The 23,715-nt window shown below is 58.1% G+C and carries 21 protein-coding genes and 1 pseudogene; 15 read left to right on the top strand and 7 right to left on the bottom strand.

The genetic code is table 11. The annotated features are described in order from the left end of the window. Positions 1-202: 202 nt before the first annotated feature. Positions 203-460, top strand: a complete 258-nt coding sequence (locus MHX53_RS11005) for a helix-turn-helix domain-containing protein (RefSeq protein WP_041630930.1) — start codon at positions 203-205, stop codon at positions 458-460. A 1-nt stretch (position 461) separates the two neighbouring features. Then, entirely contained in the window at positions 462-1,670 is a 1,209-nt protein-coding gene (locus tag MHX53_RS11000) for a site-specific DNA-methyltransferase (protein WP_239272734.1), read from the top strand. Here MHX53_RS11000 and MHX53_RS10995 read toward each other — a convergent pair. Together MHX53_RS10995 and MHX53_RS10990 are read right to left on the bottom strand one after the other, a co-directional pair. Continuing rightward, the gene (locus MHX53_RS10995; protein ID WP_239272733.1) at positions 1,651-2,832 is read right to left on the bottom strand and encodes an ABC transporter ATP-binding protein; all 1,182 of its coding nucleotides are present in this window, start codon (positions 2,830-2,832) and stop codon (positions 1,651-1,653) included. The genes MHX53_RS11000 and MHX53_RS10995 overlap by 20 nt on opposite strands. Positions 2,833-2,844: 12 nt before the next feature. Then, positions 2,845-4,611, bottom strand: coding sequence for a DEAD/DEAH box helicase (locus MHX53_RS10990; protein ID WP_239272732.1), 1,767 nt, complete (start codon positions 4,609-4,611; stop codon positions 2,845-2,847). Between the two features lie 244 nt (positions 4,612-4,855). On the opposite strand from MHX53_RS10990, the gene MHX53_RS10985 reads away from it, so the two are divergent. From MHX53_RS10985 to MHX53_RS10960, 6 genes are all read left to right on the top strand, one after another. Beyond that, positions 4,856-6,232: a glycine--tRNA ligase gene (locus MHX53_RS10985; RefSeq protein ID WP_204515856.1), complete on the top strand. Its 1,377-nt coding sequence runs from the start codon at positions 4,856-4,858 to the stop codon at positions 6,230-6,232. Between the two features lie 14 nt (positions 6,233-6,246). Continuing rightward, positions 6,247-7,359, top strand: a complete 1,113-nt coding sequence (locus MHX53_RS10980; RefSeq protein WP_239272731.1) for a YibE/F family protein — start codon at positions 6,247-6,249, stop codon at positions 7,357-7,359. 113 nt (positions 7,360-7,472) lie between these two features. Further along, the gene (locus MHX53_RS10975; protein WP_239272739.1) at positions 7,473-8,201 is read left to right on the top strand and encodes an amino acid ABC transporter ATP-binding protein; all 729 of its coding nucleotides are present in this window, start codon (positions 7,473-7,475) and stop codon (positions 8,199-8,201) included. Between the two features lie 10 nt (positions 8,202-8,211). Then, entirely contained in the window at positions 8,212-9,099 is an 888-nt protein-coding gene (locus MHX53_RS10970) for a glutamate ABC transporter substrate-binding protein (protein ID WP_239272730.1), read from the top strand. A gap of 54 nt (positions 9,100-9,153) precedes the next feature. After that, positions 9,154-9,816, top strand: coding sequence for an amino acid ABC transporter permease (locus tag MHX53_RS10965; RefSeq protein WP_239272729.1), 663 nt, complete (start codon positions 9,154-9,156; stop codon positions 9,814-9,816). Continuing rightward, complete coding sequence (locus MHX53_RS10960; protein ID WP_239272728.1) at positions 9,813-10,643, top strand: amino acid ABC transporter permease; 831 nt, start codon at positions 9,813-9,815, stop codon at positions 10,641-10,643. The genes MHX53_RS10965 and MHX53_RS10960 overlap by 4 nt, the downstream gene beginning before the upstream one ends. Positions 10,644-10,646: 3 nt before the next feature. Here MHX53_RS10960 and MHX53_RS11855 read toward each other — a convergent pair whose 3' ends face one another. Beyond that, the gene (locus MHX53_RS11855) at positions 10,647-11,996 is read right to left on the bottom strand and encodes an L-lactate permease (RefSeq protein ID WP_239272727.1); all 1,350 of its coding nucleotides are present in this window, start codon (positions 11,994-11,996) and stop codon (positions 10,647-10,649) included. An 89-nt stretch (positions 11,997-12,085) separates the two neighbouring features. Here MHX53_RS11855 and MHX53_RS10950 point away from each other — a divergent pair, with 89 nt between their 5' ends. Genes MHX53_RS10950 through dnaG form a run of 7 tightly spaced genes read left to right on the top strand, consistent with a single transcriptional unit; the run spans position 12,086 to position 19,856 of the window. Next, on the top strand, positions 12,086-13,018 hold the full coding sequence (locus tag MHX53_RS10950; protein ID WP_239272726.1) for an ABC transporter ATP-binding protein: 933 nt from the start codon (positions 12,086-12,088) through the stop codon (positions 13,016-13,018). Beyond that, the gene (locus MHX53_RS10945) at positions 13,015-13,791 is read left to right on the top strand and encodes an ABC transporter permease (protein ID WP_204515863.1); all 777 of its coding nucleotides are present in this window, start codon (positions 13,015-13,017) and stop codon (positions 13,789-13,791) included. The genes MHX53_RS10950 and MHX53_RS10945 overlap by 4 nt, the downstream gene beginning before the upstream one ends. Before the next feature lie 10 nt (positions 13,792-13,801). Further along, positions 13,802-14,860, top strand: coding sequence for a histidine kinase (locus MHX53_RS10940; protein WP_204515864.1), 1,059 nt, complete (start codon positions 13,802-13,804; stop codon positions 14,858-14,860). After that, positions 14,857-15,465: a response regulator transcription factor gene (locus MHX53_RS10935; protein ID WP_239272725.1), complete on the top strand. Its 609-nt coding sequence runs from the start codon at positions 14,857-14,859 to the stop codon at positions 15,463-15,465. Before MHX53_RS10940 ends, MHX53_RS10935 begins: the two co-directional genes overlap by 4 nt. Before the next feature lie 42 nt (positions 15,466-15,507). Beyond that, positions 15,508-16,683, top strand: coding sequence for a tRNA dihydrouridine synthase DusB (dusB, locus tag MHX53_RS10930; RefSeq protein WP_239272724.1), 1,176 nt, complete (start codon positions 15,508-15,510; stop codon positions 16,681-16,683). Next, positions 16,684-17,964 (top strand): deoxyguanosinetriphosphate triphosphohydrolase, encoded by a 1,281-nt coding sequence (locus MHX53_RS10925; RefSeq protein WP_239272723.1) that lies wholly within the window; start codon positions 16,684-16,686, stop codon positions 17,962-17,964. 14 nt (positions 17,965-17,978) lie between these two features. Then, positions 17,979-19,856: a DNA primase gene (dnaG, locus tag MHX53_RS10920; RefSeq protein WP_239272722.1), complete on the top strand. Its 1,878-nt coding sequence runs from the start codon at positions 17,979-17,981 to the stop codon at positions 19,854-19,856. A 1-nt stretch (position 19,857) separates the two neighbouring features. Here the strand turns inward: dnaG and MHX53_RS10915 are convergent, their stop codons facing one another. The 4 genes and pseudogenes from MHX53_RS10915 to MHX53_RS10900 form a co-directional block, all read right to left on the bottom strand. Continuing rightward, entirely contained in the window at positions 19,858-20,472 is a 615-nt protein-coding gene (locus tag MHX53_RS10915) for a response regulator transcription factor (protein WP_239272721.1), read from the bottom strand. Continuing rightward, complete coding sequence (locus MHX53_RS10910) at positions 20,469-21,653, bottom strand: histidine kinase (protein ID WP_239272720.1); 1,185 nt, start codon at positions 21,651-21,653, stop codon at positions 20,469-20,471. Before MHX53_RS10910 ends, MHX53_RS10915 begins: the two co-directional genes overlap by 4 nt. Before the next feature lies 1 nt (position 21,654). Continuing rightward, entirely contained in the window at positions 21,655-23,130 is a 1,476-nt protein-coding gene (gene glpK, locus MHX53_RS10905) for a glycerol kinase GlpK (RefSeq protein WP_102238175.1), read from the bottom strand. Between the two features lie 2 nt (positions 23,131-23,132). After that, positions 23,133-23,715 (bottom strand): annotated as a pseudogene (locus tag MHX53_RS10900) (glyceraldehyde-3-phosphate dehydrogenase); the annotation flags it as partial.

The following is a 23,715-nucleotide window of genomic DNA, read 5'->3' as shown; positions in this document are numbered from 1 at the left end:
GCTCGAGGGGTTTCTCGCGTTTTGAAAGGACGCAAAGTGACCGCTGAGGATCTCTGGGCAGAGCTGATCCGGGTTTGCGAGTCACTGCAGCACCCGAGGGTGTAAAAAGTATCGGTAGGGCGTCATGCGATACCCAAATGTACACCTTGATCAAAGCTGGCTGTATCGCACGAATAGTCATGCGATATGGTATTCTGGCTGCATGGTTGACACATCGAACGCGCCTCGCGAGGACTATAGAAACCTCTGGAAGTTGCTTATCGACAGAGGAATTCGGAAGGGCGAGCTTAGAGACCTTGCCGGTCTGAGCTCATCAACCATCACGAAGCTGGGTCGAAATCAGACGGTTACCACCGCGACACTTGGGCGGATTTGTAAAGCGTTGGATTGTTCACCCAACGACATTCTGGCTTTTGAAGACTGTTATGAGGAAGGAACCGGCGACGGTCGTAATGAGTGAGATGAAGCAGGCATATACCATCAAGCCTCAAACGGCGGTCGCCTCCCCCGACAGCAGTACTACCGACTTAGTGTTCCCAATTGAGCTTGTTGCCCCCGTTGTGGGCATGAATCACAGCTTCATTAGGCGTGCCCTTGGCAGGAAGTCAATCTTGTCCGAGGCCGACGTTCGGCAACTTCTAGATCAAGATGCATTCTCCGAGACGTTCGTTCCTCGCAGCAGAGTTCTTGAATATCTCCGTCGAGCCGTCACCGGAGCCGTGCTCGTTGCCGAGAGTCAAGAGGTCATTCAAAAGGACTCCTTCGTTGTCGGAGACGCTCTCCAGCTGATTGGAAGACTGAAAGATGGTTCGGTGAATACTGTTGTCACCTCAACGCCGTACTGGGCTATGCGGGTCTATGACGAGCCTGGTGAGCGCCTTTGGGCGGATGGCGAGAACTGCTCGTTTGGTCTCGAGCAGACACCTGAAGGGTTTATTCGCCATTCGGTCGAGGTCTTGCATGCATTGCTTCCGAAAATTGCTGCAGATGGCTCCGTGTGGTGGAACATCATGGATTCGTACAACACTCGCACTCAAATCCGTGGTAGTGCAGTTGAGACACTGCATGCGATGCAAGGCAAGGATGGTCGATCGTGGAAAGATCACGAGTACTTGCGGTATTCCGCCGGACACTCGTATCTGAAGGATGGTGAGCAGTGTTTGATCCCGCAACGGATTGCTCAGCGTGCTGCCCAAATCGGCTACTACGTAAAGAGCACGATCTCGTGGTGCAAGCAGGCCACAACTCCTGAACCCCAGCAGTCGCGAGTCAGCAGAAATGTTGAGTACATTCTGCATCTCACTCGGGAACGAACCCCCAAGTTCAACAAGGCCGCATACTTGGAGCTACCTTCAGACCTTGGTGGGCGACAGCTGCTTGAGTCGGACAAGCTTAGTGACTTCTGGTACTTGCCAACCTCTTCTGGCCGAGATGGGCATGGGGCTCAGTTCCCGGTTCAGCGTCCTGGGCGCTGCATCGCGATCTCAACGGACCCTGGTGATGTGGTTCTTGATCCATTCATGGGTGCTGGAACTACCGCCGTTGCAACGAAGAAGCTCGAGAGGAGCTATATCGGTTTTGATGTAAGCGCAGAATACCTCGCCACTGCTGAGCGAGTGTTGGCTTCAACCACCGTGCAGCAACCCCTCTTTACCGCAGAGCTTCGATAACCCTCGAAGCAAGTGCGTCGACGTCTATCGCATAACTGCTATCCAAACCAAGGCATTTGATTCGGTGACCGTCGAACGTCTCGACCACGTCTCCAGTTCGAACGGAAGGTGAGATGATATAAGCCTCGTTGAGACGCGCAAACTGCATGTATGTATAGATCTGATACAGATCCTTCGCATCGGGTACCTTGTACTTTACGTCGGCAATGCTGACGGGGAGGTCCATGACTTCCCAATATCGTGTGGCTGCGGTGACCGCCATGAGGAAATCCGACAGTAAGAACCCGAAACTTTCGATGGGGATGCGCATCACCATGGTGGTGGTGACGGCAGCGACTACCTGACCCACGGTGATCCGGCCTTGCACCACACCCCAGGTGCCTAACCCTACGATCGCGATCTGGGCGAGCGCGGTTGCAACGTTGATAAAGCTGAACAGCCACGAGTCCAGCTTCGTTTTGCGGATTTCGCGCGAACGAACCGTGAGCGCGAGCGCTTTAAACCGTTGCGTCATCCATGGGGAACGACCAAACGACCGGATGACCCGCAGGCCGTGGATGGACTCTTCTACAGCGGTGGTCACTTCGCCCAGCGCGTCCTGCGTCGCCCGGGACGTGATCCGGTACTTGCGTTCGAACACCACAACGACGATCACGGTGGGTACGGCCGCTATGAGCATGATGAGCCCAAACCACGGACTGATGACTGTGAGGATGATTTCTCCGGCGATGATTGCCAAGGGCGAACACACCAAAAACGGCAGATCGAACGCAAAGAACCGGCGCATTTGACTCATGTCGTTAACGGCACGAGACAGCAACTGTCCGGACTCCCATGCGTCGTGCGTCGACACTGGTACGTATTGCAAATGGTCGAACAGTCGATGTCGCCACGTGATCTCCCACTGCGACACAATCCCGGCAACGGCGTAATGGCGTATCCACAGGGCAACGACCTCGGCGATGGACACGACCATTAAGAACGCGACCGGCCCCCACAGGCCCGTCACATTACCGTGGGCCACAGGACCGTCAACGATACGCCCGGTGATCACCGGCACCACCAGGGGTAGCGCGACGACTACAAAGGTGAGAACGCAGACGAAAGTGTATGTGCCTGCTCGCGCACGAAGATCGGGCCAAAAACGTGCGAGGCTCTTCATGCGCGAATTCTCCTATTTCTTGAACTTCTTCCCGCCGAAGCCGCCACCTTTGCGACGGTCCTTGCGGAACCCGTCCTTCCCGAACTTGCGCCCTTCACCAGCACCTTTGTCGTTGCTGCGCTTTTTGAACGGGCGGCCGGGACGACCTCGGTCCGGGCGGATATCGATGTGCCGGCCAGCGACCTTGGTCTTGCTCAAACGTTTGAGAACGCTCGCATCAAGGTCTTGCGGAAGGTCGACCAACGAGTGGTTCGACCGGATCGAAATGTTGCCGATCTGCTGAGAACTGATGCCGCCTTCGTTGGCGATCGCACCCACGATCGCGCCGGGGTTTACCTTGTCCATCCTACCCACGGCCAGGCGGTAGGTGGTCATGCCTTCGGCCGTGCGCGCGCGTTCGTTGCGGCTGGCCCGGACGTGCGGTTCCGGAAGTGGCTCGGCGGTCAGTGTCGCCCCATCCAACACGAGGCTCGCCAGGGCGGCCGCGACGTCTTCAGCAGGGACGTTGTGCGTGTTGACGTATTCTTCGATGACCGGACGCAGTTCGGACAGGTCCTGTGAGTTCAGCGTGTGCGAAATCCGGTCTTGGAACTTCTGCGTGCGCGTGACCGTGAGTTCTTCTACCGTGGGCATCACCAGGGGTTCGACCTTCTGGCGTGTCGCCTTTTCGATGGCCTTGAGAAGGCGGTTTTCCCGAGGTGTCACAAACAGGATCGCTTCACCCGTGCGCCCGGCGCGGCCCGTGCGGCCAATCCGGTGGACGTACGATTCGGTGTCGTGTGGAATGTCGAAGTTGACTACCAAGCTGATGCGTTCGACGTCGAGCCCGCGGGCTGCGACATCGGTGGCGACCAGAATGTCGATGGACCCGGATCGCAGTGCTTCAACCGTGCGTTCACGGACGACCTGCGGAATGTCACCGTTGATGGCGGCAGCGGAAAAACCGCGCGCTTTGAGTTTATCGGCGAGCTCTTCCGTTTCTTGTTTGGTGCGCACAAACATGATGATGCCGTCGTACTCTTCCACCTCGAGAATGCGGGTGAGGGCGTCGAGCTTGTGCGAGTGCATGACGGTGAGGTACCGCTGGCGAATGTTCGCGCTGGTCGTGGTTTTCGCCTGAATGCGAACTTCGGCCGGGTCGTTGAGGTATTGACCGGTGATCCGGTGGATCGAGGCTGGCATGGTGGCCGAAAACAGAGCCACCTGGCGGTCAGGGTTGGTCTTCGCGAAGATCTCTTCGATGTCTTCTTGGAAGCCCATCTTGAGCATTTCGTCGGCTTCGTCGAGAACCAAATGTTCAACGTGGCTCAAATCAAGCGTGCCACGCTTCATGTGGTCGATAACACGACCGGGCGTTCCCACGACCACGTGCGCGCCGCGTTTCAGACCGGAGATCTGTGGAGTGTAGGACTGTCCGCCATAGATAGGGAGAACAGAGAAGTCGCCGAGGTGGGTGGCGTAGCTGGTGAGCGCCTCGGCTACCTGGATTGCGAGTTCGCGGGTGGGAGCAAGGATGAGCGCCAGCGGGGTCCGTGGGCGTTCCCGCCCGGCAATGCTACTCAAAAGAGGAAGCGCGAAAGCCGCGGTTTTACCCGTTCCCGTCTGAGCCAAACCAATGACGTCGCGACCGTCGAGCAGAAGCGGAATCGTTTGGGCCTGAATGGGGGAGGGGGACTCATATCCCAGATCTGCGACTGCGCGTGCGACACGTTCGTCGAGATCGAAGTCGGAAAAACGAATGTCGTTGTTGTTTGAAGCCTGTTCGTTGGCGTTACCCATGGATATCTCTTTCTTGATTGAACACACTTGACCGCAGATGACTGTTTGGCGGTCTACCGAGGCTCGCGTGTGCAACCCGAAAGCACGAGGAGCCATGAGATGGTTTGGGTGCTGTTCAAGTGTACCCGTTGGTTGGCAGGGGGCGAATATGAGCCGGCATGTGATCTTGGGTACGCTTGTCACTGTGCGCACGTGCACATAGGCCCGGCAGCCAGCCGGTTGCAATTCACTAAAGGAGAGATTCGTGGCATCGACACTAGATTCCGTCATCACCCTGGCCAAACGACGTGGCTTCGTTTTTCAAGCCGGTGACATTTATGGCGGGTCTCGTTCGGCATGGGACTACGGCCCGTTGGGCGTGGAACTGAAGGAAAACATCAAGCGACTGTGGTGGCAGGAATTTGTCCGAGGTCGTGAAGACATGGTGGGGCTGGACTCGTCGATCATTCTTCCGCGTCAGGTGTGGGAAGCATCCGGCCACGTTGAAACCTTCGTAGACCCATTGGTCGAGTCCCTGCACACTCACAAGCGCTACCGTGCCGACCACCTCATTGAAGCGTATGTGGCAAAGCACGGAAAAGAACCGGAAAACGGTTTGGCCGACATTAACGACCCAGAAACCGGCCAGCCTGGCAAGTGGACCGAGCCACAGCAGTTCTCGGGTCTGATGAAAACCTTCTTGGGTGCCGTTGACGACGGCCAGGGCCTGCACTACCTACGCCCGGAAACAGCCCAGGGTATTTTTGTGAACTTCAACAACGTGGTCACAGCCGCTCGCCGCAAACCACCGTTCGGTATCGGCCAGGTGGGTAAGGCATTCCGCAACGAAATTACTCCCGGAAACTTCATCTTCCGCACCCGCGAATTCGAGCAGATGGAGATCGAGTACTTCATCCACCCAGATGACGCGCAAAAGTACTTTGACGAATGGGTCGACGCGTGCTGGAACTGGTTCGTTGACCTGGGTGTCAACCCGGACAACATGCGCAAATACGATGTGCCAGCAGATGAACGCGCGCACTATTCGGACGCCACGATTGACCTGGAGTACAAGTTCGGATTCCAGGGCAACCCGTGGGGAGAGCTCATGGGTGTGGCAAACCGCACGGACTTCGACCTGTCCAACCACACCGACGCCTCGGGTGCCAAACTTCAGTACTTCGACCAGGCGACAGGAGACAGGTACACCCCATATGTCATCGAACCGTCGTTCGGTCTGACCCGTTCCATGATGGCATTCCTCGTCGACGCATACTGCGAAGACGAAGCGCCCAACACAAAGGGTGGAACCGACAAGCGCATTGTGCTCAAACTCGACCCTCGTCTGGCACCGGTGAAGGCTGCGGTACTTCCGTTGTCACGCAACGAAAAACTGTCACCACAGGCGCGCGCTTTGGCAGCGAACCTGCGCAAGCGTTGGAACATCGACTTCGACGACGCAGGCGCGATCGGTCGCCGTTACCGCCGCCAGGACGAAGTCGGTACCCCGTTCTGCATCACGTTTGACTTCGACTCGCTCGATGATAACGCGGTGACCGTGCGTAAGCGCGACGACATGAGCCAGGAACGCATCGCTATCGACGATGTCGAAAACTACCTGGCACAGGGCCTGGGCTGCTAGGAATATAACGGCGCGTGCACGTCATTCCCCAGCGCCAGCCCAGCGCGTCAAAATACGTGTGGGCGCTCATGCTTGTAGCGCTCGCACCTTTCGCGCTACTCACGGTCGTAGGCGTGATCGCCTACTGGCCACACCATGTCAAAAACACTGACGACCGCGACATCTACACGGTCACGGTCACGGCTGTTGACGCGGGTGCGTGCCAGGAAGCGGTCACGCCTTCGTGCGTGACGGTGAAAGCCGGCGACAATGTGGTGAAGCTTCCCAAAGAAGCGTCCATTCCCGAGGTGTCAGACAGTGTGCGCGTCGTGGACGGCCACGCTGGGGGAGAAGTGGTCTTCATTGATTATGACCGGCGTGTTCCCCTGGGCGTGTTGAGCGCGATCTATGTGGTTGCGATTCTGGTGGTCGCAGGGTTGCGGGGCGCGCGTGCGCTCATAGGGCTCAGTATCGCGATGGTGGTCATTGTGGGCTTCATGCTCCCATCGATTCTGAGTGGTCATTCAGCGATCGGCGTGGGCTTGACATCATCGACTGCGATTCTCTTTTCGGTCCTGTATCTAGCCCACGGCTTTAACGCCAGAACGACCGCGGCGCTCATCGGGACGTTGGCAGGTGTCGCAATCTCCGGAGTTCTTGCGGTGATCTGGACGCGCTGGGCACATCTGGGCGGACTGTATACGGACGCACTGTACATTCTGAACACGTACTACGGGCTTTCAGCATCTGACATTGTGATTTGTGGTGTGTTGATCTCCGGTATTGGTGTTCTTAACGATGTCGCTATTACACAGGTAGCAACTGTGTGGGAGCTCGCACGAACCGCGCCGGGTTCCTCTGTGCGATCTCTTTTCACCTCGGCCATGCGGATCGGTAGAGACCACATCGCCTCGACTGTCTATACCGTGGTTTTTGCATTCGCAGGTAGCTCACTTGCTGTTCTCTTGGTGACTCTGACAAGTGGAGCCAATCTGTTCACCCAGCTCACCTTGGGTGAAATGTCGGGCCACGTTGTGCTCACCCTTGTGACATCCATTGGGCTGGTATGTGCCATTCCGCTTTCGACGCTCATCGCTGCTTTTGTCGTCACAAGCGATGATGAGGCGCGAGTGAAAGCGTCTGATTAGGTCAAGAAACGGTTACAAAATGCGGTTTTTGACCGCCTACTGGTGTTCCGAATTGTGACGTAGATCAATAAATCATTAGAGTTCACCATATGACCGAACAGACTTCGACTCCGCTGGTGGAGCTTGCAGGCGTGGAAAAGTACTATGGCGACTTCCACGCTCTGAAAAACGTCAACCTCACTGTCGACCGAGGCGAGGTTGTTGTCGTCATTGGGCCTTCCGGTTCCGGTAAGTCCACGTTGTGCCGCACCATTAACCGCTTGGAAACCATCAGTGAAGGTTCCATCAAGATCGATGGCAAGAACCTTCCGCAGGAAGGCGCGGAGCTGGCAGCTCTGCGTTCAGATGTGGGAATGGTGTTCCAGTCTTTCAACCTGTTTGCGCACAAGACCATTTTGGAAAATGTCACGCTTGGCCCCATCAAGGTTCGCAAAATGTCAAAGAAGGACGCTGACGAACTCGCAATGGAACTGCTTAAGCGTGTGGGTGTGGACCACCAGGCGCACAAGTACCCGGCCCAACTGTCCGGTGGTCAGCAACAGCGTGTGGCGATTGCCCGGTCCTTGGCAATGAAACCTAAACTCATGCTGTTTGACGAGCCCACCTCGGCTCTGGACCCGGAAATGATCAACGAGGTTCTGGACACCATGGTCACTTTGGCCAAGGACGGCATGACCATGGTGGTTGTGACCCACGAAATGGGGTTCGCTCGAAAAGCAGCCAACCGCGTGGTGTTCATGGCCGACGGCGAAATTGTGGAAGTCGCCGAACCAGAAGAGTTTTTTACCAACCCCCAATCGGATCGTGCAAAAGACTTCTTGTCTAAGATCCTGACTCACTGAGGAGAAACCAATGAAGAAAGTAACGACACTCGTTGCGGGATTGGCTGTGGGCATTCTCGCGTTGACCGGTTGCGGTAAAGAAGGCGCACCTGGTGAACAGGGATCCGGTGGCGAAGCACCTGAGTACAAGGTTGCTGAAGACGTCGATCTGGCAGACAGCCCCACGTGGAAAAAAGCCAAGGACGCTGGCAAGATCAAGGTGGGCGTGAAGTACGACCAGCCTGGTCTGGGTAACATCAGCGCCGGTGCCGACAAGCCCGAAGGCTTCGACATCGAAATCGCCAAGATGGTGTCTGCAAGCTTGGGATTCAAGGACGACGAAATCGAGTTCGTCGAAACGGTGTCGGCTAACCGCGAACCGTTCCTGCAGCAGGGCAACGTCGACATGATCGTGGCAACCTACACCATCAACGACAAGCGTAAAGAAGTCGTCGACTTCGCAGGTCCGTACTACGTTGCTGGTCAGGATCTTCTGGTGAAGGCCGACTCCGACATCACCGGCCCTGACAGCATCGCTGGGAAGAAAGTGTGTTCGGTAGACGGTTCGACTCCTGCACAGAACATCCAGGAGAAGTACAAAGACGCTGAACTGGTCACCTACGACGCATACTCCAAGTGTGTGACTGACCTTCAGAGCGGAAACGTTGACGCCGTCACCACTGACGACGCGATTCTGCGTGGATACGCTGCTCAGTACAAGGACGAATTCAAGGTGATTGGCGAACCATTCACGGAAGAGCCTTATGGAATTGGTCTGCCAAAGGACGACAATGCTCTGCGTGATGCAGTGAACGACGCTCTCGAAGCATCGAAGGACAACGGGGACTGGAAGAAGGCGTTCGAGTACACGCTGGGTGATTCCAGCGGTGTTGAACAGCCTCAACCTGACCGTTACTAATGTTGTTGTGGTCGCCGGGTCATCCCGGCGACCACCAGTCTGAGAAGGATCCTCGTGGATTTCGCTGATCTTTTGATGCTGTTCCTCAGCGGTGTATGGGGAACGGTCAAGCTGTTTGGTGTCACCTTGGTGGGGTGCCTGGTTTTGGGTTCGATCCTCGCCGCGATGCGAGTGTCACCAACCCCGGTGTTGCGTGCCGCCGCCTCGGTGTACATCACCACGGTTCGAAACACACCACTGACGCTCGTCATGTTTTTCTGCGTGTTCGGGTTGCCGTTCCTGGACATTCGCGCAAGCCGGGATTCGGCAATCAACTCTTTCGTACTCGCGTGCGTTGCACTGATCGCGTACACCAGCTGTTTCGTTGCAGAGGTTCTGCGTTCGGGTATTTCAACGATCCCGGTGGGACAGGCGGAAGCAGCCCGCGCGATCGGTCTGAACTTCGGACAGACCTTGCGGTACATCATCATGCCTCAAGCGTTTCGCACGGTGATCCCGCCATTGGGAAGCGTCATCATCGCGATGTTGAAGAACACGTCAATCGCATCAGCGTTTAACAACCGAGAGATCATTTCCGCTATGCGCAACGCGATCGAGGTGCGCGGTGACATCACGCTTCTGGTCATTGCCGGAGCGGCCGTGTCTTATCTTGTTCTGGCGCTGATTCTTGGCCGGGTATTCACGATTCTGGAAAACAAGTGGGTGATTCACCGATGAGCGCGTCTACTCAAGTGCTATTCGATGAGCCGGGCCCCAAAGGCAAGCGCAATAATGTGATCCTGTCGATCGCATCGGGTGTTCTGCTCTTAGGAATTGTTGCGTTTGTCGTGTGGAAGTTCTCTTCTGCCGGCCAGCTCGATGCAGCTAAGTGGGAACCGTTCGCATACGCGACGATCCAGAAGGCACTGTTTAAAGGCCTCCTCGCCACCCTGAAGGTTGCGGTTGTTGCGTCTGTTCTCGCGCTCATCCTGGGGGTCGTGTTTGCGCTTCTGCGCTTGTCGTCCAAGAAGTGGATCTCTGTCCCTGCGACTTTGGTTCTGGAGTTCTTCCGTGGGCTCCCGGTTCTGTTGTTGATCTTCGCAACGTACCTGCTGTTCGGAAAGACCATTGGGTCGTTCTGGCCGGTGGTGATTGGGTTAACGCTGTATAACGGTATGGTGATCGCCGAGGTCGTTCGCGCCGGGATTTTGGCAGTGCCCCGGGGGCAGCGTGAAGCAGCACAGTCGATCGGGCTGTCCGATTCCCAGACGATGAGTCTGGTACTGATGCCACAGGCGTTCAGGGCCATGATGCCCACGCTGATCGCTCAGATCGTGGTTCTTCTTAAGGACTCGGCCCTGGGCTATATGGTGACGTACCAAGACCTTCTCCACCAGGTCAACGTCATTGGTCGCCAGCACGGTAACTTGCTCCCCACGTTCATCGTGGGCGCGGTGATCTACATTGCGATTAACTTGGTCGTCGCCGGAATTGCGCGGTGGCTCGAATCTCGCATGCAGCGCAAGACCTCGGCTACCACGGGAACGTCGAAGGGCGAAGACTAAAAACTACAGCCAGATCGCCAGCGCTACCGCACCTACGAGTGGGGGAGCGCTGGCGATTGCTATTGCGCGCAAGAGCGTGCGACCGTAGGACTCGCGGTCGCCAGCCAACGTGACGGCCATGAGAACACGCGGTGGGGCCGCCAAGATCATAAACGAACCAGCCACATTCGCCGCGGCGACAACGCTTAAGCTTCCAGTTGCCGAGAGCGTGGCAATGGTAGGGGCGAACATCGCGTTTGACGCGGTATTTGAACCGGTCAGGATCGACCCCACGGCACCCAAGAGGGGACCTGGCCACGCGCCTGCCGGACTCAAGGCCTCCCCAATTGCGGTACTCATATCGGTAGCCGCCATGACCCATCCCAGGATCATAAACAGACCCGTACTCACGCCAATGGGAACCCATGAGCGTAAGGCGTCTGGCACCTCGGCGATCATCCCTGACTGCCCGGGCAACACCCGGTACGCAACAACACACGCGACAGCCAACCACACGGGCGGGAGTGCCAACCACTCCAGGGCAGGAACCAGCATGGCAGCCACACTGGCGCACAACAGACCGCCTGCTAACACCGCATAAGGGACGAGTTCGCGAGCCGGAGGGGCCGGGATGCGGGCCCCACCCATGCGGTACACCACCAAGGACAGCCCCATGAGCAACGCGGAGCCGATCACGCCGGCAAGTGGTGTTCCAATGAGCATGTTTGTCACAAGGATTGAACCCCACAGGAAGCCGGCTGAGGCGAACGTGGGTAGGGCGGCTCGCGCAAACCCTGTTCCCCACGCAACCGTGAGCGCAACGACGACGAGCACTACCGAGTTGTACCACCCGGACATGACTCCCAGGGTGGTGAAATCGAAACCGGTCAGCGAGCTCGCAACGGCGGTGCCCGGAGCCAGGGCACCCCACGGAACTGCGCACAAACCCAGAAGGCCAAAAAGGGCAGCTTTTGCCAGTTTATGGCCCAAAGTTAGCAGGATCGGGACGCCCACGGTCACGCCGATTCCAAATCCGGTGACGCATTCGACGAACGGCACCACCCCAAACACCACGAACGCGGTTCCAGCGCCGATTCCGGGAGTGGCGTTAGAGACCCAGTTGCCGATGGAGCGCATCGCGCCACTGATCTGCATGAGTCTAGCCAGGATCATGCCGTTGAGAAGGATGAAGAGAACCTCGGCGGTGATGCCCAAGTACTCCGGCAGGCTGGGCCAGTCGATGGGAACGCCGGTGAGCAGGACCACCAGCACGGCTGCTCCCACCGCGCTGACGCTGGCAATAGTGGGCGAAAGTCGGCACGCCAACAGCACGCACGGAAGCACGAGGGGGACAGACGCGAGTAACGGATTCACTTCTCTGTTCTATCAGCATGACATTTGTCATGGCTAGATCATGATGTCTGCCTCATGTGTTGAAACGCTTGGTCCTTAAAGATAAAAATATGAACGATAACAGCTCGCTCACAGGCAGTGGTGCGGATACCCCCGCACTGGAAATCAGACACGTCGTTAAATCCTTCCGGGGGCCAAAGGGTAAGCGAGTACGCGCGGTCAACGACCTTTCGCTCACAGTTGGCAAAGGCGAGATCGTGGCCCTTTTAGGCCCCAACGGGGCAGGGAAAACCGTGACCCTTGACATGGTGTTAGGGCTGTCGCAACCAGTCAGCGGATCGCTGAGCGTACTAGGCGTGCGTCCCAAAGAAGCAGTGCGTTTAGGGCACGTGTCGGCAATCCTTCAAACGGGTGCCCTGTTAGGAGACCTCACGGTCAAGGAGACCGTACAGATGATCGCTTCCACGCATACCAATCACATTGGTGTCGATGAAGCTATTAGTCGGGCCGGCATTGAATCGCTTGTACACCGCAGGGTGTCCAAGTGTTCTGGCGGTGAGCAGCAGAGGCTCCGCTTTGCTTTGGCGTTGCTTCCGGACCCCCGTTTGCTGATTCTTGACGAACCCACCACGGGGATGGATGTCAACGCTCGTACCGCGTTCTGGGAAACGATGCGCGCAGAAGCTACCGAAGGACGCACCGTCATCTTCGCGTCGCACTACCTGAAGGAAGTCGAGGACTTCGCACAGCGGACGGTGCTCATGGCACACGGGCAGATTATTGCCGACGGCTCGACGAGTAAGGTGCGCGCTCGTCTAGGAGGCAAAACAATCACCGCGCATCTGGATGCTGATGTTGATATCAGCAAGCTACCGGGGGTGACGGACGTGCAGCGGTCCGGAGACCGCGTTGAGCTCACGTGTGACGATGCGGACTCCGTTGCACGCTATCTGCTCACCGAAACCACAGCGCGTGATCTAGAGATCCACACTGCCAGCCTTGACAGCGTTTTCGCTCACCTCACAACCAAGGAGAACTCATGAGCACGATTCTGAACACGGGATACATGTGGATTGACCTCAAGCGCAATCTACGACAGTACGTGGGGCTTTTCTTCGCAGTCTTCTTGCCGGTTTTTATGTTTGTCATTTTCGGAACTATGGCTGACGTCTCGAACAATGAACTTGGTAGCGGTCGGGGGAATGTCACTGCGAGCATTATGGTGAATATGGGCGCCTACGCCGCGATTACGGCAACGACAGGACTCGCCGGGGCCGCGGCGGTCGAACTTCAACAGGGCTGGGGCCGGCAAATAGGTATTACTCCATTTCCCTCGGCTGGGTTCATTGCAAGCAAAGTTGTCGTTGCACTCGCATATTCGGTCCTCGCGGTGGGAGCGGTGTATGTTGCAGGGCTGTTTGTTGGTACGCGTATGGACGCGTGGGTGTGGCTTGCGACGTTCGGTTTGCTGATTGTAGGCGCAGTGACGTTTGCTCTCTATGGCCTAGCATTCGGACTGCTGTTCCGCAGTGAAGCAGCAGTGAGCGCTGCCAGCGGGCTCGTTGTTGTCATGATGTTTTTGGGTAACGGGTTTATGCCTTTGTCAGGAATCTTGCTCAAACTGTCGGTGTTTGTCCCTGTGTGGGGCATCACACGGTTGGCGGCGTACCCACTTGCTCAAGGAGAAGGCTTCGACGGAGAAACAGGTGTGGTTCAGTACGAACTGTGGCAGATCCTTCTCAATGTGGTGGCGTGGTCGATTGTTTTCGCGGTACTTTGTGTCTTAGGCGCTCGTCGCGGAACGGGGCGCAAATAGGAAGTAGGGCATGAACGCGCGGAGTATGTACGGGTTGATATGGCTCGTTTTTCTGGTCATCCCGTTGGTGCTCGTGTGGACGCTGCACCCGGTAGCACTCGGGTGGAAGATCCTGGGGAGCTGCGGAACGGTTCTCTTCGGTGTGGTCTACTGCTGGATTGCGGTGAGTGGGCAGAAGCCATTTAACAGGGACGAACCGCTGCAGGTAAGACACGTGGTTGCCGCGGCGGGTCTTCTGCTCATTCCGGTGTGTTTGACGATTCCCTCCTTGGGTGTGGCGGTGACGTCCTTTGCTCCGTATTTTGCGTCTCTGGGTGTCTTTGGACTGCCAGCGGTAGCGGATCTGTACTGGTCAGGATTCGTCCTCCTGCTTACGGTTTTGGTACCGCTGATTTTCAGCCCGCACAGTTTTTTCGTGTCCGTAACAGCGCCATTTCTCGGAACTTTGTGTTTGACGTTGGTGAGGTTTGTCGAAGCTCGCGAAGATGCTGAGCACAGGATGAAAAACGAGCTCGACCTTGTTAAGGAGCGTGAAGCTATTTCACGCGACGTCCACGACATGCTGGGGCACACGCTCACAGTCGTGTCCCTGAAAACTCAACTTGCGCTCACAACTGTGCACACCGACCCAGAACGGTGCGAATCTGAACTGACTGAACTCATGACTCTGAACAAGCGAGCGCTTGAGGATGTGCGAACAACCGTAGGACGCCTCCGGACACCGGATCTTGCAACCCAAGTGGATGAAGCAGAAAACGCCATGCGTGCCGCCGGTATTCACGTTACTCGCCACGGAGACTGGGCGGCGTGGGCTCCGGAACGCCGAGCGGTCGTGGCATGGGCCGTACGCGAAGCCAGTACCAACGTCATCCGTCACGCCGGCGCGACATCATGCACACTCGCATTTGATGACAACGGGGTCACCGTGACGGACAACGGAAACGGCCTAGAAGGAAGCCGTGAAGGCCACGGCCTTACCGGGCTACGTCGCCGAGTAGAAGAAGCAGGCGGCACCGTGACGTTGAGCGACACGGGAGACGGAACCGAGCTACGTGTGGAGTTTGCATGACCATCAACATTGCTATCGCAGACGATCAGGCACTTGTCCGGGGTGCCCTCTCAGCACTCCTCGGACTGGAACCCGATATTACTGTTGTGGGCGAAGCTGCATCGGGAACCGACGCTGTCGACATGTGCCTCAACAACAATGTCGACGTCGCACTTTTCGACATCGAAATGCCGGGACTCAACGGTATCGAGGCGACACGCGAACTACACGACAAGGGGTGCGATACCAAGGTTCTCATTGTCACCACATTCGGTCGCCCGGGATATCTGCAACGGGCACTTGCCGCTGGTGCGAAAGGCTTTGTCGTGAAAGACGCACCTGCGGAAGAGCTTGCTGAGGCCGTCCGGAAGATCCACCGCGGCGAACAGGCAGTCGACCCGTCGTTAGCTATAGAGTCGATTTCCTTGGGCCCGTCACCGCTGACAGAACGCGAACGCGAAGTCCTCGCAGTTGCCCACACCGGGGCCAGCGTCCGTGCAATCGCAGACTCACTGTTCCTATCCGAGGGCACAGTCCGCAATCACTTGTCATCAGCCATCAGCAAGCTCGGGGTCGACAACCGCGCAACGGCAGCAATCGAAGCTGCCAAACGCGGGTGGTTGTAACTCTAGCTTCACCCAATTTGACTACCACGAGACAATAGAAGGGTGACTGTTGTAATCGAACGACCCAATGTGCCTGCCACTCCGCCGGCGCTCTCAATCGGTCCCATTGAATTGGACTCCCCGGTTGTGTTGGCACCCATGGCTGGGATCACCAACACGGCCTTCCGCCGTCTGTGCCGCGAATACGGCGCTGGCCTCTACGTCACCGAAATGGTGACCACCCGCGCACTGGTCGAACGCAGCCCCAAAAGCATGCGGATCATCCACCACGAACCCTATGAAACACCTCGGTCGGTTCAACTCTACGGAGTCGACCCGGTAACCGTAGGTCAGGCGGTACGGATGCTGGTTGAAGAAGACCGGGCCGACCACATTGACCTCAACTTCGGTTGCCCAGTGCCCAAAGTGACCCGCAAAGGCGGGGGATCGGCACTTCCATGGAAAATCGACCTTTTCACGGCAATCGTCACCACCGCAGTCCGCGAAGCCGGCGACATTCCCGTGACCGTAAAAATGCGCAAAGGCATCGACGCGGACCACTTGACGTACCTTGACGCCGGTCAGATCGCAGCCCGCGCAGGAGTCGCTGCCATGACCCTGCACGGTCGCACGACCGCCGACCTCTATTCCGGAACCGCCGACTGGGACGCGATCGCCCGCCTCAAAGACACGATCGGCGACGCCGTACCGGTGCTGGGCAATGGCGATATTTTCAGCGCCGAGGACGCTCAAGCCATGATGGCGAAAACCGGTTGCGACGGAGTCGTGATTGGCCGAGGTTGTCAGGGCCGTCCGTGGTTGTTCGGTGATCTGCAGGCGGCTTTGAACGGATCCGATGAACGCATTCGCCCCAACCTAGGCGACGTCGCCCAGACTGTGTACACCCACGGCGTGTACCTGGCCGAATATTATGACGACGAGTTCTATGGCGTGCGTGACCTGCGTAAACACATCGCATGGTACTTCAAGGGCTACCCTGTGGGCGGAGACCTCCGCAAGCGCCTGGCACACGTGTCGTCGCTGGAAGAACTTCGCGCGCTGCTGGACGAACTCGACCACACCGCACCGTACCCCGGGGAGGCGGCAGAAGGGTCCCGAGGTCGCACCACCCGGGCGAAGCGTCCGCACCTTCCCGACGGGTGGCTGTCATCGCGCACCTTTAGCGAGGATCTGCGCGAAGAACTGTCCCTTGCTGAACTCGACGTGTCAGGCGGATAAGTGTTGGTAAGTCAGACAGGCGAATACAGCGACACCGACCGGGAACGGTGGGTCGAAGAAGCCGCGAAGAACCCGCGCCGTTCAGCTTTCCAACGCGACCGAGGTCGTGTCCTGCACTCCTCGGGACTGCGCCGCCTCGCGGCAAAAACTCAGGTCGTCTCACCCGGAACGGACGACTTCGTTCGCAACCGCCTCACCCACTCACTCGAAGTGGCCCAAGTAGGACGCGAACTCGGTCGCTACCTTGGCGCGGACCCCGACATTGTAGAAACAGCGTGCCTGAGCCACGACCTGGGGCACCCTCCCTTTGGACACAACGGCGAAACCGTCCTCGACGAGGTGACCAAAGACATTGGCGGGTTCGAAGGGAACGCGCAAACACTGAGAGTCTTAAGCCGTTTGGAACCCAAAGTCCTGTTGGAAGACGGCCGGTCTGCCGGCCTCAACCTCACGCGCGCAACCTTGGACGCCTGCATCAAATACCCGTGGAGCCGGGCCGAAGCCCCCGCGCCCAAAAACGCGTCTGGGTCGATCCGGAAGTTCGGCGTATATGACGACGACCGCGACGTCTACGACTTCGTGCGCGACGGCCGTGACAGCGGAACCAGGTGTATCGAAGCCCAGATCATGGACGTGTCCGACGACATCTCATACTGCGTTCACGACGTCGAAGACGCAGTGAACTCCGGCCACCTCAACCTCTTCGCGTATACGCATGACGAGGCGCTCGCGGGTCTGATCGACGTGACCCGGTCGTGGTACATGCCAGGGGCACGCGATGACGACATCGTGGCGGCGTTCGACCGTCTGCAAGCCGCCAAATACTGGCCCAAGGAACCCTATGACGGGTCCCGTCGGGCACAGGCCGCACTCAAACACATGACGAGCCAACTCATCGGACGGTTCACCTCGGCGACCGAAGCTGCAACGCGCGAAGAATACGGGTGGGAACCCCTCACCCGGTACGCGGGCAACGTGGTTGTACCGGCGACCACGCGCCACGAAATCGCGGTTCTCAAGGGACTCGCCACGGTTACGGTCATGGTGGCCGAAGACCGCGTGCGCCTCCAACGCATCCAAGCCGGGGTTTTGCGCGATCTGTGCGACTACTACATGACCCATCCAGAATCCATGGACACCATGTTCTGGTGCGACTACCGAGACGCCGAAGACGACAGTGCAAAAGTGCGCATCGTCGTCGACCAGGTGGCTTCACTCACCGACCACTCAGCATGGGCGGAATACCACAAGATGCAAGCGAACACCGCGACCCTGTTGTAGGCAGAGTAGGCACCATGGCGGGACTTATCGGCAGGGAGGACATCGACGAGGTTCGGTCGCGCTCGCGGATCGACGAAATCGTAGGTGAATACGTGTCGCTCAAGAGTGCGGGAGTCGACTCGATGAAGGGCCTGTGCCCCTTCCACGACGAACGCACCCCCAGTTTCCACGTCCGGCCGTCCATGGGGCGCTATCACTGTTTTGGGTGCGGGGAATCCGGCGACGTTTTTGAGTTCCTCATGAAGATGGACGGCGTGACCTTCGTCGAAGCCGTTCAACGCCTGGCCGAACGCGCCGGCGTCCAACTGTCCTATACCGGCGCACCCAGCGGCGACTCGGGCTCCGTGCGTCAAAACATTTTGGAAATGCACCAGGTCGCAGCGGATTTCTACCGTGAACAGTTCGCGTCACCTGCCGCGTCCGTTGCGCGGGAATATATGGCGGGCCGAGGTTTCGAACAGCAGACGCTGGACACCTTTGGCGTGGGTTTCTCCCCACAGGGCTGGGATGGTTTGCTGTCGCACTTACGCGGGCGCGGTTTCCGAGTTGAGGACATCGAAAAAGGTGGCCTTGCCATTGCGGGAAGGCGCGGTCACTATGACCGTTTCCGAGGTCGTCTCATGTGGCCTATCAGGGACGTCACCGGACGTGTGATTGGGTTCGGGGCTCGCAAATTGTTTGACGACGACCAAGGCCCCAAATACCTCAACACGCCAGAAACTCCCGTGTATCACAAGAACAAAGTGCTCTACGGGCTCGACCTTGCGAAGCGTCCTATCGCTAAGACCAAGCGCGCGGTTGTTGTCGAAGGTTACACCGACGTCATGGCCGCCCACATCAGCGGTGTCACCCAAGCCGTAGCCACGTGTGGAACGGCTTTTGGGGCCGAACACGTGAGCATTCTTCGGCGCATGATGAACGACGACGCTACGGCGGAAGTGATCTTCACTTTCGACGGTGACGAAGCCGGACAGAAAGCCGCCTTGAAAGCGTTCGGTGACGATCAGCGGTTCTTGGCACAGACCTCGGTCGTGGTCGAACCGGGAGGATTGGACCCCGCCGACCTGTGGCGGGCAAAAGGCGAGGGCGCTGTGCGTGACCTCATCGAATCCAGGCGGCCGCTTTTCGAATTCGTCATCGACACGACGGTCGCACAGTTCGACGCCTCAACAGTCGAAGGCCAAGTGGCAGCGATCAGAGCGGCCGCACCGGTGATCGCAGGAATCAAAGACGTGGCGCTGCGTCCCGGATACGAACGCTACGTGGCCGGCCTCGTAGGAGTCGACACCGACCAAGTGGTGCGCGCGGTCAGGGGGTACCAACGCCACCAGAGCCAACGCAACCAACCAAACCAGCCTCAGCCCAACCAACCTCAACCACAGTTCCAACAGGCACGGCCGGCTCAGCCAAGTGGGCCAGACCCCAGCCAGTCGGCCGGGTACCGGGTGGAACGCGGAGCACTCATGGTGGCGCTGCAATATCCGCAGTACGTCAACGCGAAACTTTTTGACGCACTCAACGGAAAGGTGTTCGATGACCCTCGCCACCGCGCGATTCACGAAGCGATGAAACGCGCTGGGGGAGTGCGCCGCGGTGCTGAAGATACCGCAGGGTGGGCCGACGCTGTCCGCGAAGCTACCCCGGACGAACTCGTTCCTTTGGTGAGCGAACTGACCATGTCCTCGCTTCCCGCAAGCAACGCCCAGGGTATTGAGCGCTATAGCCGAGGAATCGTCGCCCGCCTGTTCGACAAAGACATGGTGCGGATCAGCGGGCTCCTCCACGCCCGCCTGCGACGCACGGACCCCAGTGACACCGCAACGACCTCGGAACTCTTACAACAACTCACACTGCTGGAACAGCAACGCGTTCACTTACGGCAGTTCATGTAGGTCAGTCGATCAGTTGCTGTGCGCGTGCTTTCGCAACGGCGCTGGTGCGGTTATCGACGCCTAGTTTGTCGAAAATATGCACCAAGTGTGTCTTCACCGTGGCCTGGGAGATGAACAGCTCTTGGGCAATTTCCTTGTTCGTGTGCCCGGTGGCAACGGCCTCGAGAATTTCGAGCTCACGGGCAGATAAGGACGTGCGCGGCTGTGTGAGCCTGCGCGTCAACGCCACCGTCACCTGATCCGACATGACGGGCCTGCCCTCGTTGACAGCGCGAACAGCACGCGCGAGTTCCTCGGGAGGAGCATCTTTCAACAGGTACCCCTGCGCGCCGGCGTTCATGGCGGCCACAATGAGGTTCTCCGTGTCGAACGTGGTGAGAATCAGCACCGGAGGGCCACCGATCTTTCCTAACTCAGCAGTGAGCTCCACCCCGTCCATCTGGGGCATTTGAATATCGCTCACCACGACATCGACCTGAGTGGACGCCAGAACCTCGAGCGCTTCGCGTCCCGTTCCTGCCTGTGCCACCACGTCAATGTCGTCGCCTGTGTTGAGAACCGCGCTCAAGCCCGCGCGCACAACCGGGTGGTCATCGACTAAGAGAACTCGGATCATGTTTTCTCCACGGGAATCACAATGTGAACCGAACAGCCTTCGCCCACGGCGGTTTCGACACTGAGCTGTCCACGTACGCTAGCCACGCGTTCGTTCAGGGCGCGCAAGCCGTAACCGTAGGCTCCGGCAAAACCAATTCCATTATCGACGACGTCCAGGCCCACGTGCGTATCCCAATACGCCAACGTCACTTTTGCACGTGTACACCGTGAATGGAATGTCACATTGGACAGCAGGCTTTGCGTGGCCCGGACCAAGGTCTGCTCAACCTCTGGTGACAGTGGGTACGCGTTCCCGGTGACTTCGAATTCGCACTGGATCGTGGCACCCACCGCGGCGCTGGCCCGCTCAACCGCTCGGCATTCGGCGCTCAGGGTGGGATGTAAGTCCGAGGTGCCAAGAGGGGACCCGTGTAAGAATTCGCGGGCCCGTTGCAGGTTGCTCTGGGCGGTATCTTCAACCAGATTGAGCGTTTCACGGCCAGCTGGGTCCACGTGCTGTTCAAGGGAACGGCTCAACAAGAGAATCGATGTGAAGCCTTGCGACAGAGTGTCGTGTACGTCTGCTGCGAGTTTTTCACGTTCAGCGAGACGACCGGCCCGGTGTTGGCTCAGGGAAATCTGCGTCTGAGCGCGTTGCAGTTCCTCGTACGCGTTACCCATGGATTCGGCTTCCTTGCGCAACTCTTGGTACAGAACACTCACAACGGTTGCGACGCACGCCCCGATCGTGGGGCCCAGCAGGAATCCCGCGTTGAACTCTCCGTGGCGATACGAACTGGCAAGAATCGTGAACACCATGACTAGGATGACCGGCCCGGCAATATACGGGCGGTACGCGTGGAGAACAATGAAGAACAGCGGGAAGCTCACCCACGCAAAACTCATGGACGACAGCATGAGGCCAGCCCACAGAATCAAAATCGCAGCTAGCCACCACGACTTCAGGGGCGCCGGGTTGAAGCGCTCGGGGTGTTTGGAGTACTGCATCTCGGCGACCGTACCCACCAGGTACAGCCCCGCCAGCATGAAGGCTAAGATCAGGATCATCATGAGCACGGCCGGGTGCTGATCAAACGTGACGATAAAGCGCACGATTCCCACACCCAGCATGACGGCAAACGCGACATGCAAAGTCACCCGCATGGCACGCAAAATCTGAGGTAACTGACTGTGCGACATACTACTTTTCCCAGTTGAGGCTACGTTCTACCGCCTCGTTCCACCGCGCACGCAAGTTCTCACGTGTGCGCGCATCCATCTGCGGGTTGAAATCCCGGTCCTTTCTCCACAACGACGCGACGTCGTCATGCGCATACAAACCAGCACCCACTCCGGCGGCAAAGCACGCGCCCACCGCCGTGGACTCGGTTTCTGTTGGACGCACAAGAGGAGTGTCGAGGATATCGGACTGGAACTGCAAGAACGCATCGTTGACACTCATCCCGCCGTCAACTCGGATCGTCCCCATATCCGTGCCCACATCCGAGACCAACGCATCAACGACCTCGGCGGCCTGAAAAGCCGTAGAATCCAAAGCCGCGCGGGCAATGTGCGCGGCCGTGGTAAAGCCCGTCATGCCAACAATGGTGCCACGCGCATCCGGGCGCCACCGCGGTGCAAACAGCCCAGCGAAAGCGGGCACAAAGAACACGCCACCGGAATCTTCCACGGAAGCGGCCAGCTTTTCGACCTCGTTCGACGACGAAATAATGCCCAGGTTGTCACGCAACCACTGAACCAGAGAACCGGCAACCGCAATCGAGCCTTCCAGCGCATACTGGAGGGGTTCATCCGCGATCTGATACGCCACAGTGGACACCAGACCGTGATCCGACCGAACAATCTGGGTACCCGTGTTGGTCAGCAAGAAGCACCCAGTACCAAACGTGACCTTGGTATCGCCGTGGCCGAAACACACCTGGCCAAACGCCGCCGACTGTTGATCACCCAGAACCCCTGTTACTGCGGTGCCGCTCAAAAGCTGGTTGGAACGCACGGTACCCAACTCACCGACCGACGGGCAGATGCGGGGGAGAAGCTGCTCGGGGATCCCCGTGAGCTCCAACATGCGCTGCGACCACTGGCCGGTCCGAATGTCCATGAGCATGGTACGAGAGGCGTTCGTGACATCGGTGACGTGCTCACCCGTGAGGTTAAACAAGAGCCACGCGTCGATCGTGCCGAACCGTAGCTCGCCTTTTTCGGCGCGTGCGCGGGCGCCCTCCACGTGGTCCAGAATCCACATGAGTTTAATCGCCGAAAAGTACGTGTTGACGGGTAGGCCCGTGATGGTGGCGATGTCGTGGGCGTCCTCGCTCAACCGCTCCACATACTCAGTTCCACGCGTGTCTTGCCACACGATCGCAGGGTAGATGGGCCGGCCAGTAGACGCTTCCCACACCACCGTGGTTTCGCGCTGATTTGTCACTCCCACACATGCGATATCGGCTCCCGTGAGCTGGGCCTTACCCAAAGCCGAACCAATGACTTGACGGCTAGTGCGCCAAATTTCCAGAGGGTCGTGTTCGACCCAACCGCCACGCGGAAAGCGCTGTGTGAACTCTTGTGAGGACTGAGCAACAGTGCGGCCATCTTCAGTGAAGATGACCGCACGTGTTGACGTCGTTCCTTCGTCGAGTGAAAGAACGTAACCCATCTTTAGGCGCGCTTAGGCAGAGCTGGGAAGTCGACTCCAGCCATGTCGGCCAAGCAACGTACCACCTGGCACGAGTAGCCGTACTCGTTGTCGTACCACACGTACACAACTACGCGGTCGCCGTCGACGATGGTTGCCAGACCGTCGACAACACCGGCACGCTTCGAGCCCACAAAGTCGGTGGAAACGACCTCGGGGGAGTGGATGTAGTCGATCTGGTTGCGCAGGTTCGAGTGCAACGAGGTGTTACGCAGGAACGTGTTGAGTTCGTCAACCGTGGTTTCGCGTTCCAGGTTGAGGTTCAGAATCGCCATGGACACGTTAGGCGTGGGGACGCGAATCGCGTTACCCGAAAGCTTGCCCTTGAGTTCAGGGAGTGCCTTGGCAACGGCCTTAGCGGCACCGGTCTCGGTGAGCACCATGTTGAGGCCGGCTGCACGTCCACGGCGGGCGCCCTTGTGGAAGTTGTCGATGAGGTTCTGGTCGTTGGTGAACGAGTGAACCGTTTCCACGTGACCGTTCTTAACACCGAATTCGTCGTTGATCACCTTGAGAACTGGGGTGATCGCGTTGGTGGTACACGAC

The sequence above is a fragment of the Brevibacterium sp. ACRRH genome (assembly GCF_022346365.1).
GTDB classification, from domain to species: domain Bacteria; phylum Actinomycetota; class Actinomycetes; order Actinomycetales; family Brevibacteriaceae; genus Brevibacterium; species Brevibacterium paucivorans.
This window is presented reverse-complemented; position numbering and strand designations above follow the sequence as displayed.

Excerpts from the sequence above, each read along its gene's own strand:
- MHX53_RS10915 (WP_239272721.1), bottom strand. The coding sequence starts at position 20,472 with ATGATCCGAGTTCTCTTAGTCGATGACCACCCGGTTGTGCGCGCGGGC.
- MHX53_RS10960 (WP_239272728.1), top strand. The coding sequence starts at position 9,813 with ATGAGCGCGTCTACTCAAGTGCTATTCGATGAGCCGGGCCCCAAAGGC.
- MHX53_RS11000 (WP_239272734.1), top strand. The coding sequence starts at position 462 with ATGAAGCAGGCATATACCATCAAGCCTCAAACGGCGGTCGCCTCCCCC.
- MHX53_RS10945 (WP_204515863.1), top strand. The coding sequence starts at position 13,015 with ATGAGCACGATTCTGAACACGGGATACATGTGGATTGACCTCAAGCGC.
- MHX53_RS10995 (WP_239272733.1), bottom strand. The coding sequence starts at position 2,832 with ATGAAGAGCCTCGCACGTTTTTGGCCCGATCTTCGTGCGCGAGCAGGC.
- MHX53_RS10910 (WP_239272720.1), bottom strand. The coding sequence starts at position 21,653 with ATGTCGCACAGTCAGTTACCTCAGATTTTGCGTGCCATGCGGGTGACT.
- dnaG (WP_239272722.1), top strand. The coding sequence starts at position 17,979 with ATGGCGGGACTTATCGGCAGGGAGGACATCGACGAGGTTCGGTCGCGC.
- MHX53_RS10970 (WP_239272730.1), top strand. The coding sequence starts at position 8,212 with ATGAAGAAAGTAACGACACTCGTTGCGGGATTGGCTGTGGGCATTCTC.
- MHX53_RS10935 (WP_239272725.1), top strand. The coding sequence starts at position 14,857 with ATGACCATCAACATTGCTATCGCAGACGATCAGGCACTTGTCCGGGGT.
- MHX53_RS10940 (WP_204515864.1), top strand. The coding sequence starts at position 13,802 with ATGAACGCGCGGAGTATGTACGGGTTGATATGGCTCGTTTTTCTGGTC.
- glpK (WP_102238175.1), bottom strand. The coding sequence starts at position 23,130 with ATGGGTTACGTTCTTTCACTCGACGAAGGAACGACGTCAACACGTGCG.
- MHX53_RS10990 (WP_239272732.1), bottom strand. The coding sequence starts at position 4,611 with ATGGGTAACGCCAACGAACAGGCTTCAAACAACAACGACATTCGTTTT.
- MHX53_RS11005 (WP_041630930.1), top strand. The coding sequence starts at position 203 with ATGGTTGACACATCGAACGCGCCTCGCGAGGACTATAGAAACCTCTGG.
- MHX53_RS10950 (WP_239272726.1), top strand. The coding sequence starts at position 12,086 with ATGAACGATAACAGCTCGCTCACAGGCAGTGGTGCGGATACCCCCGCA.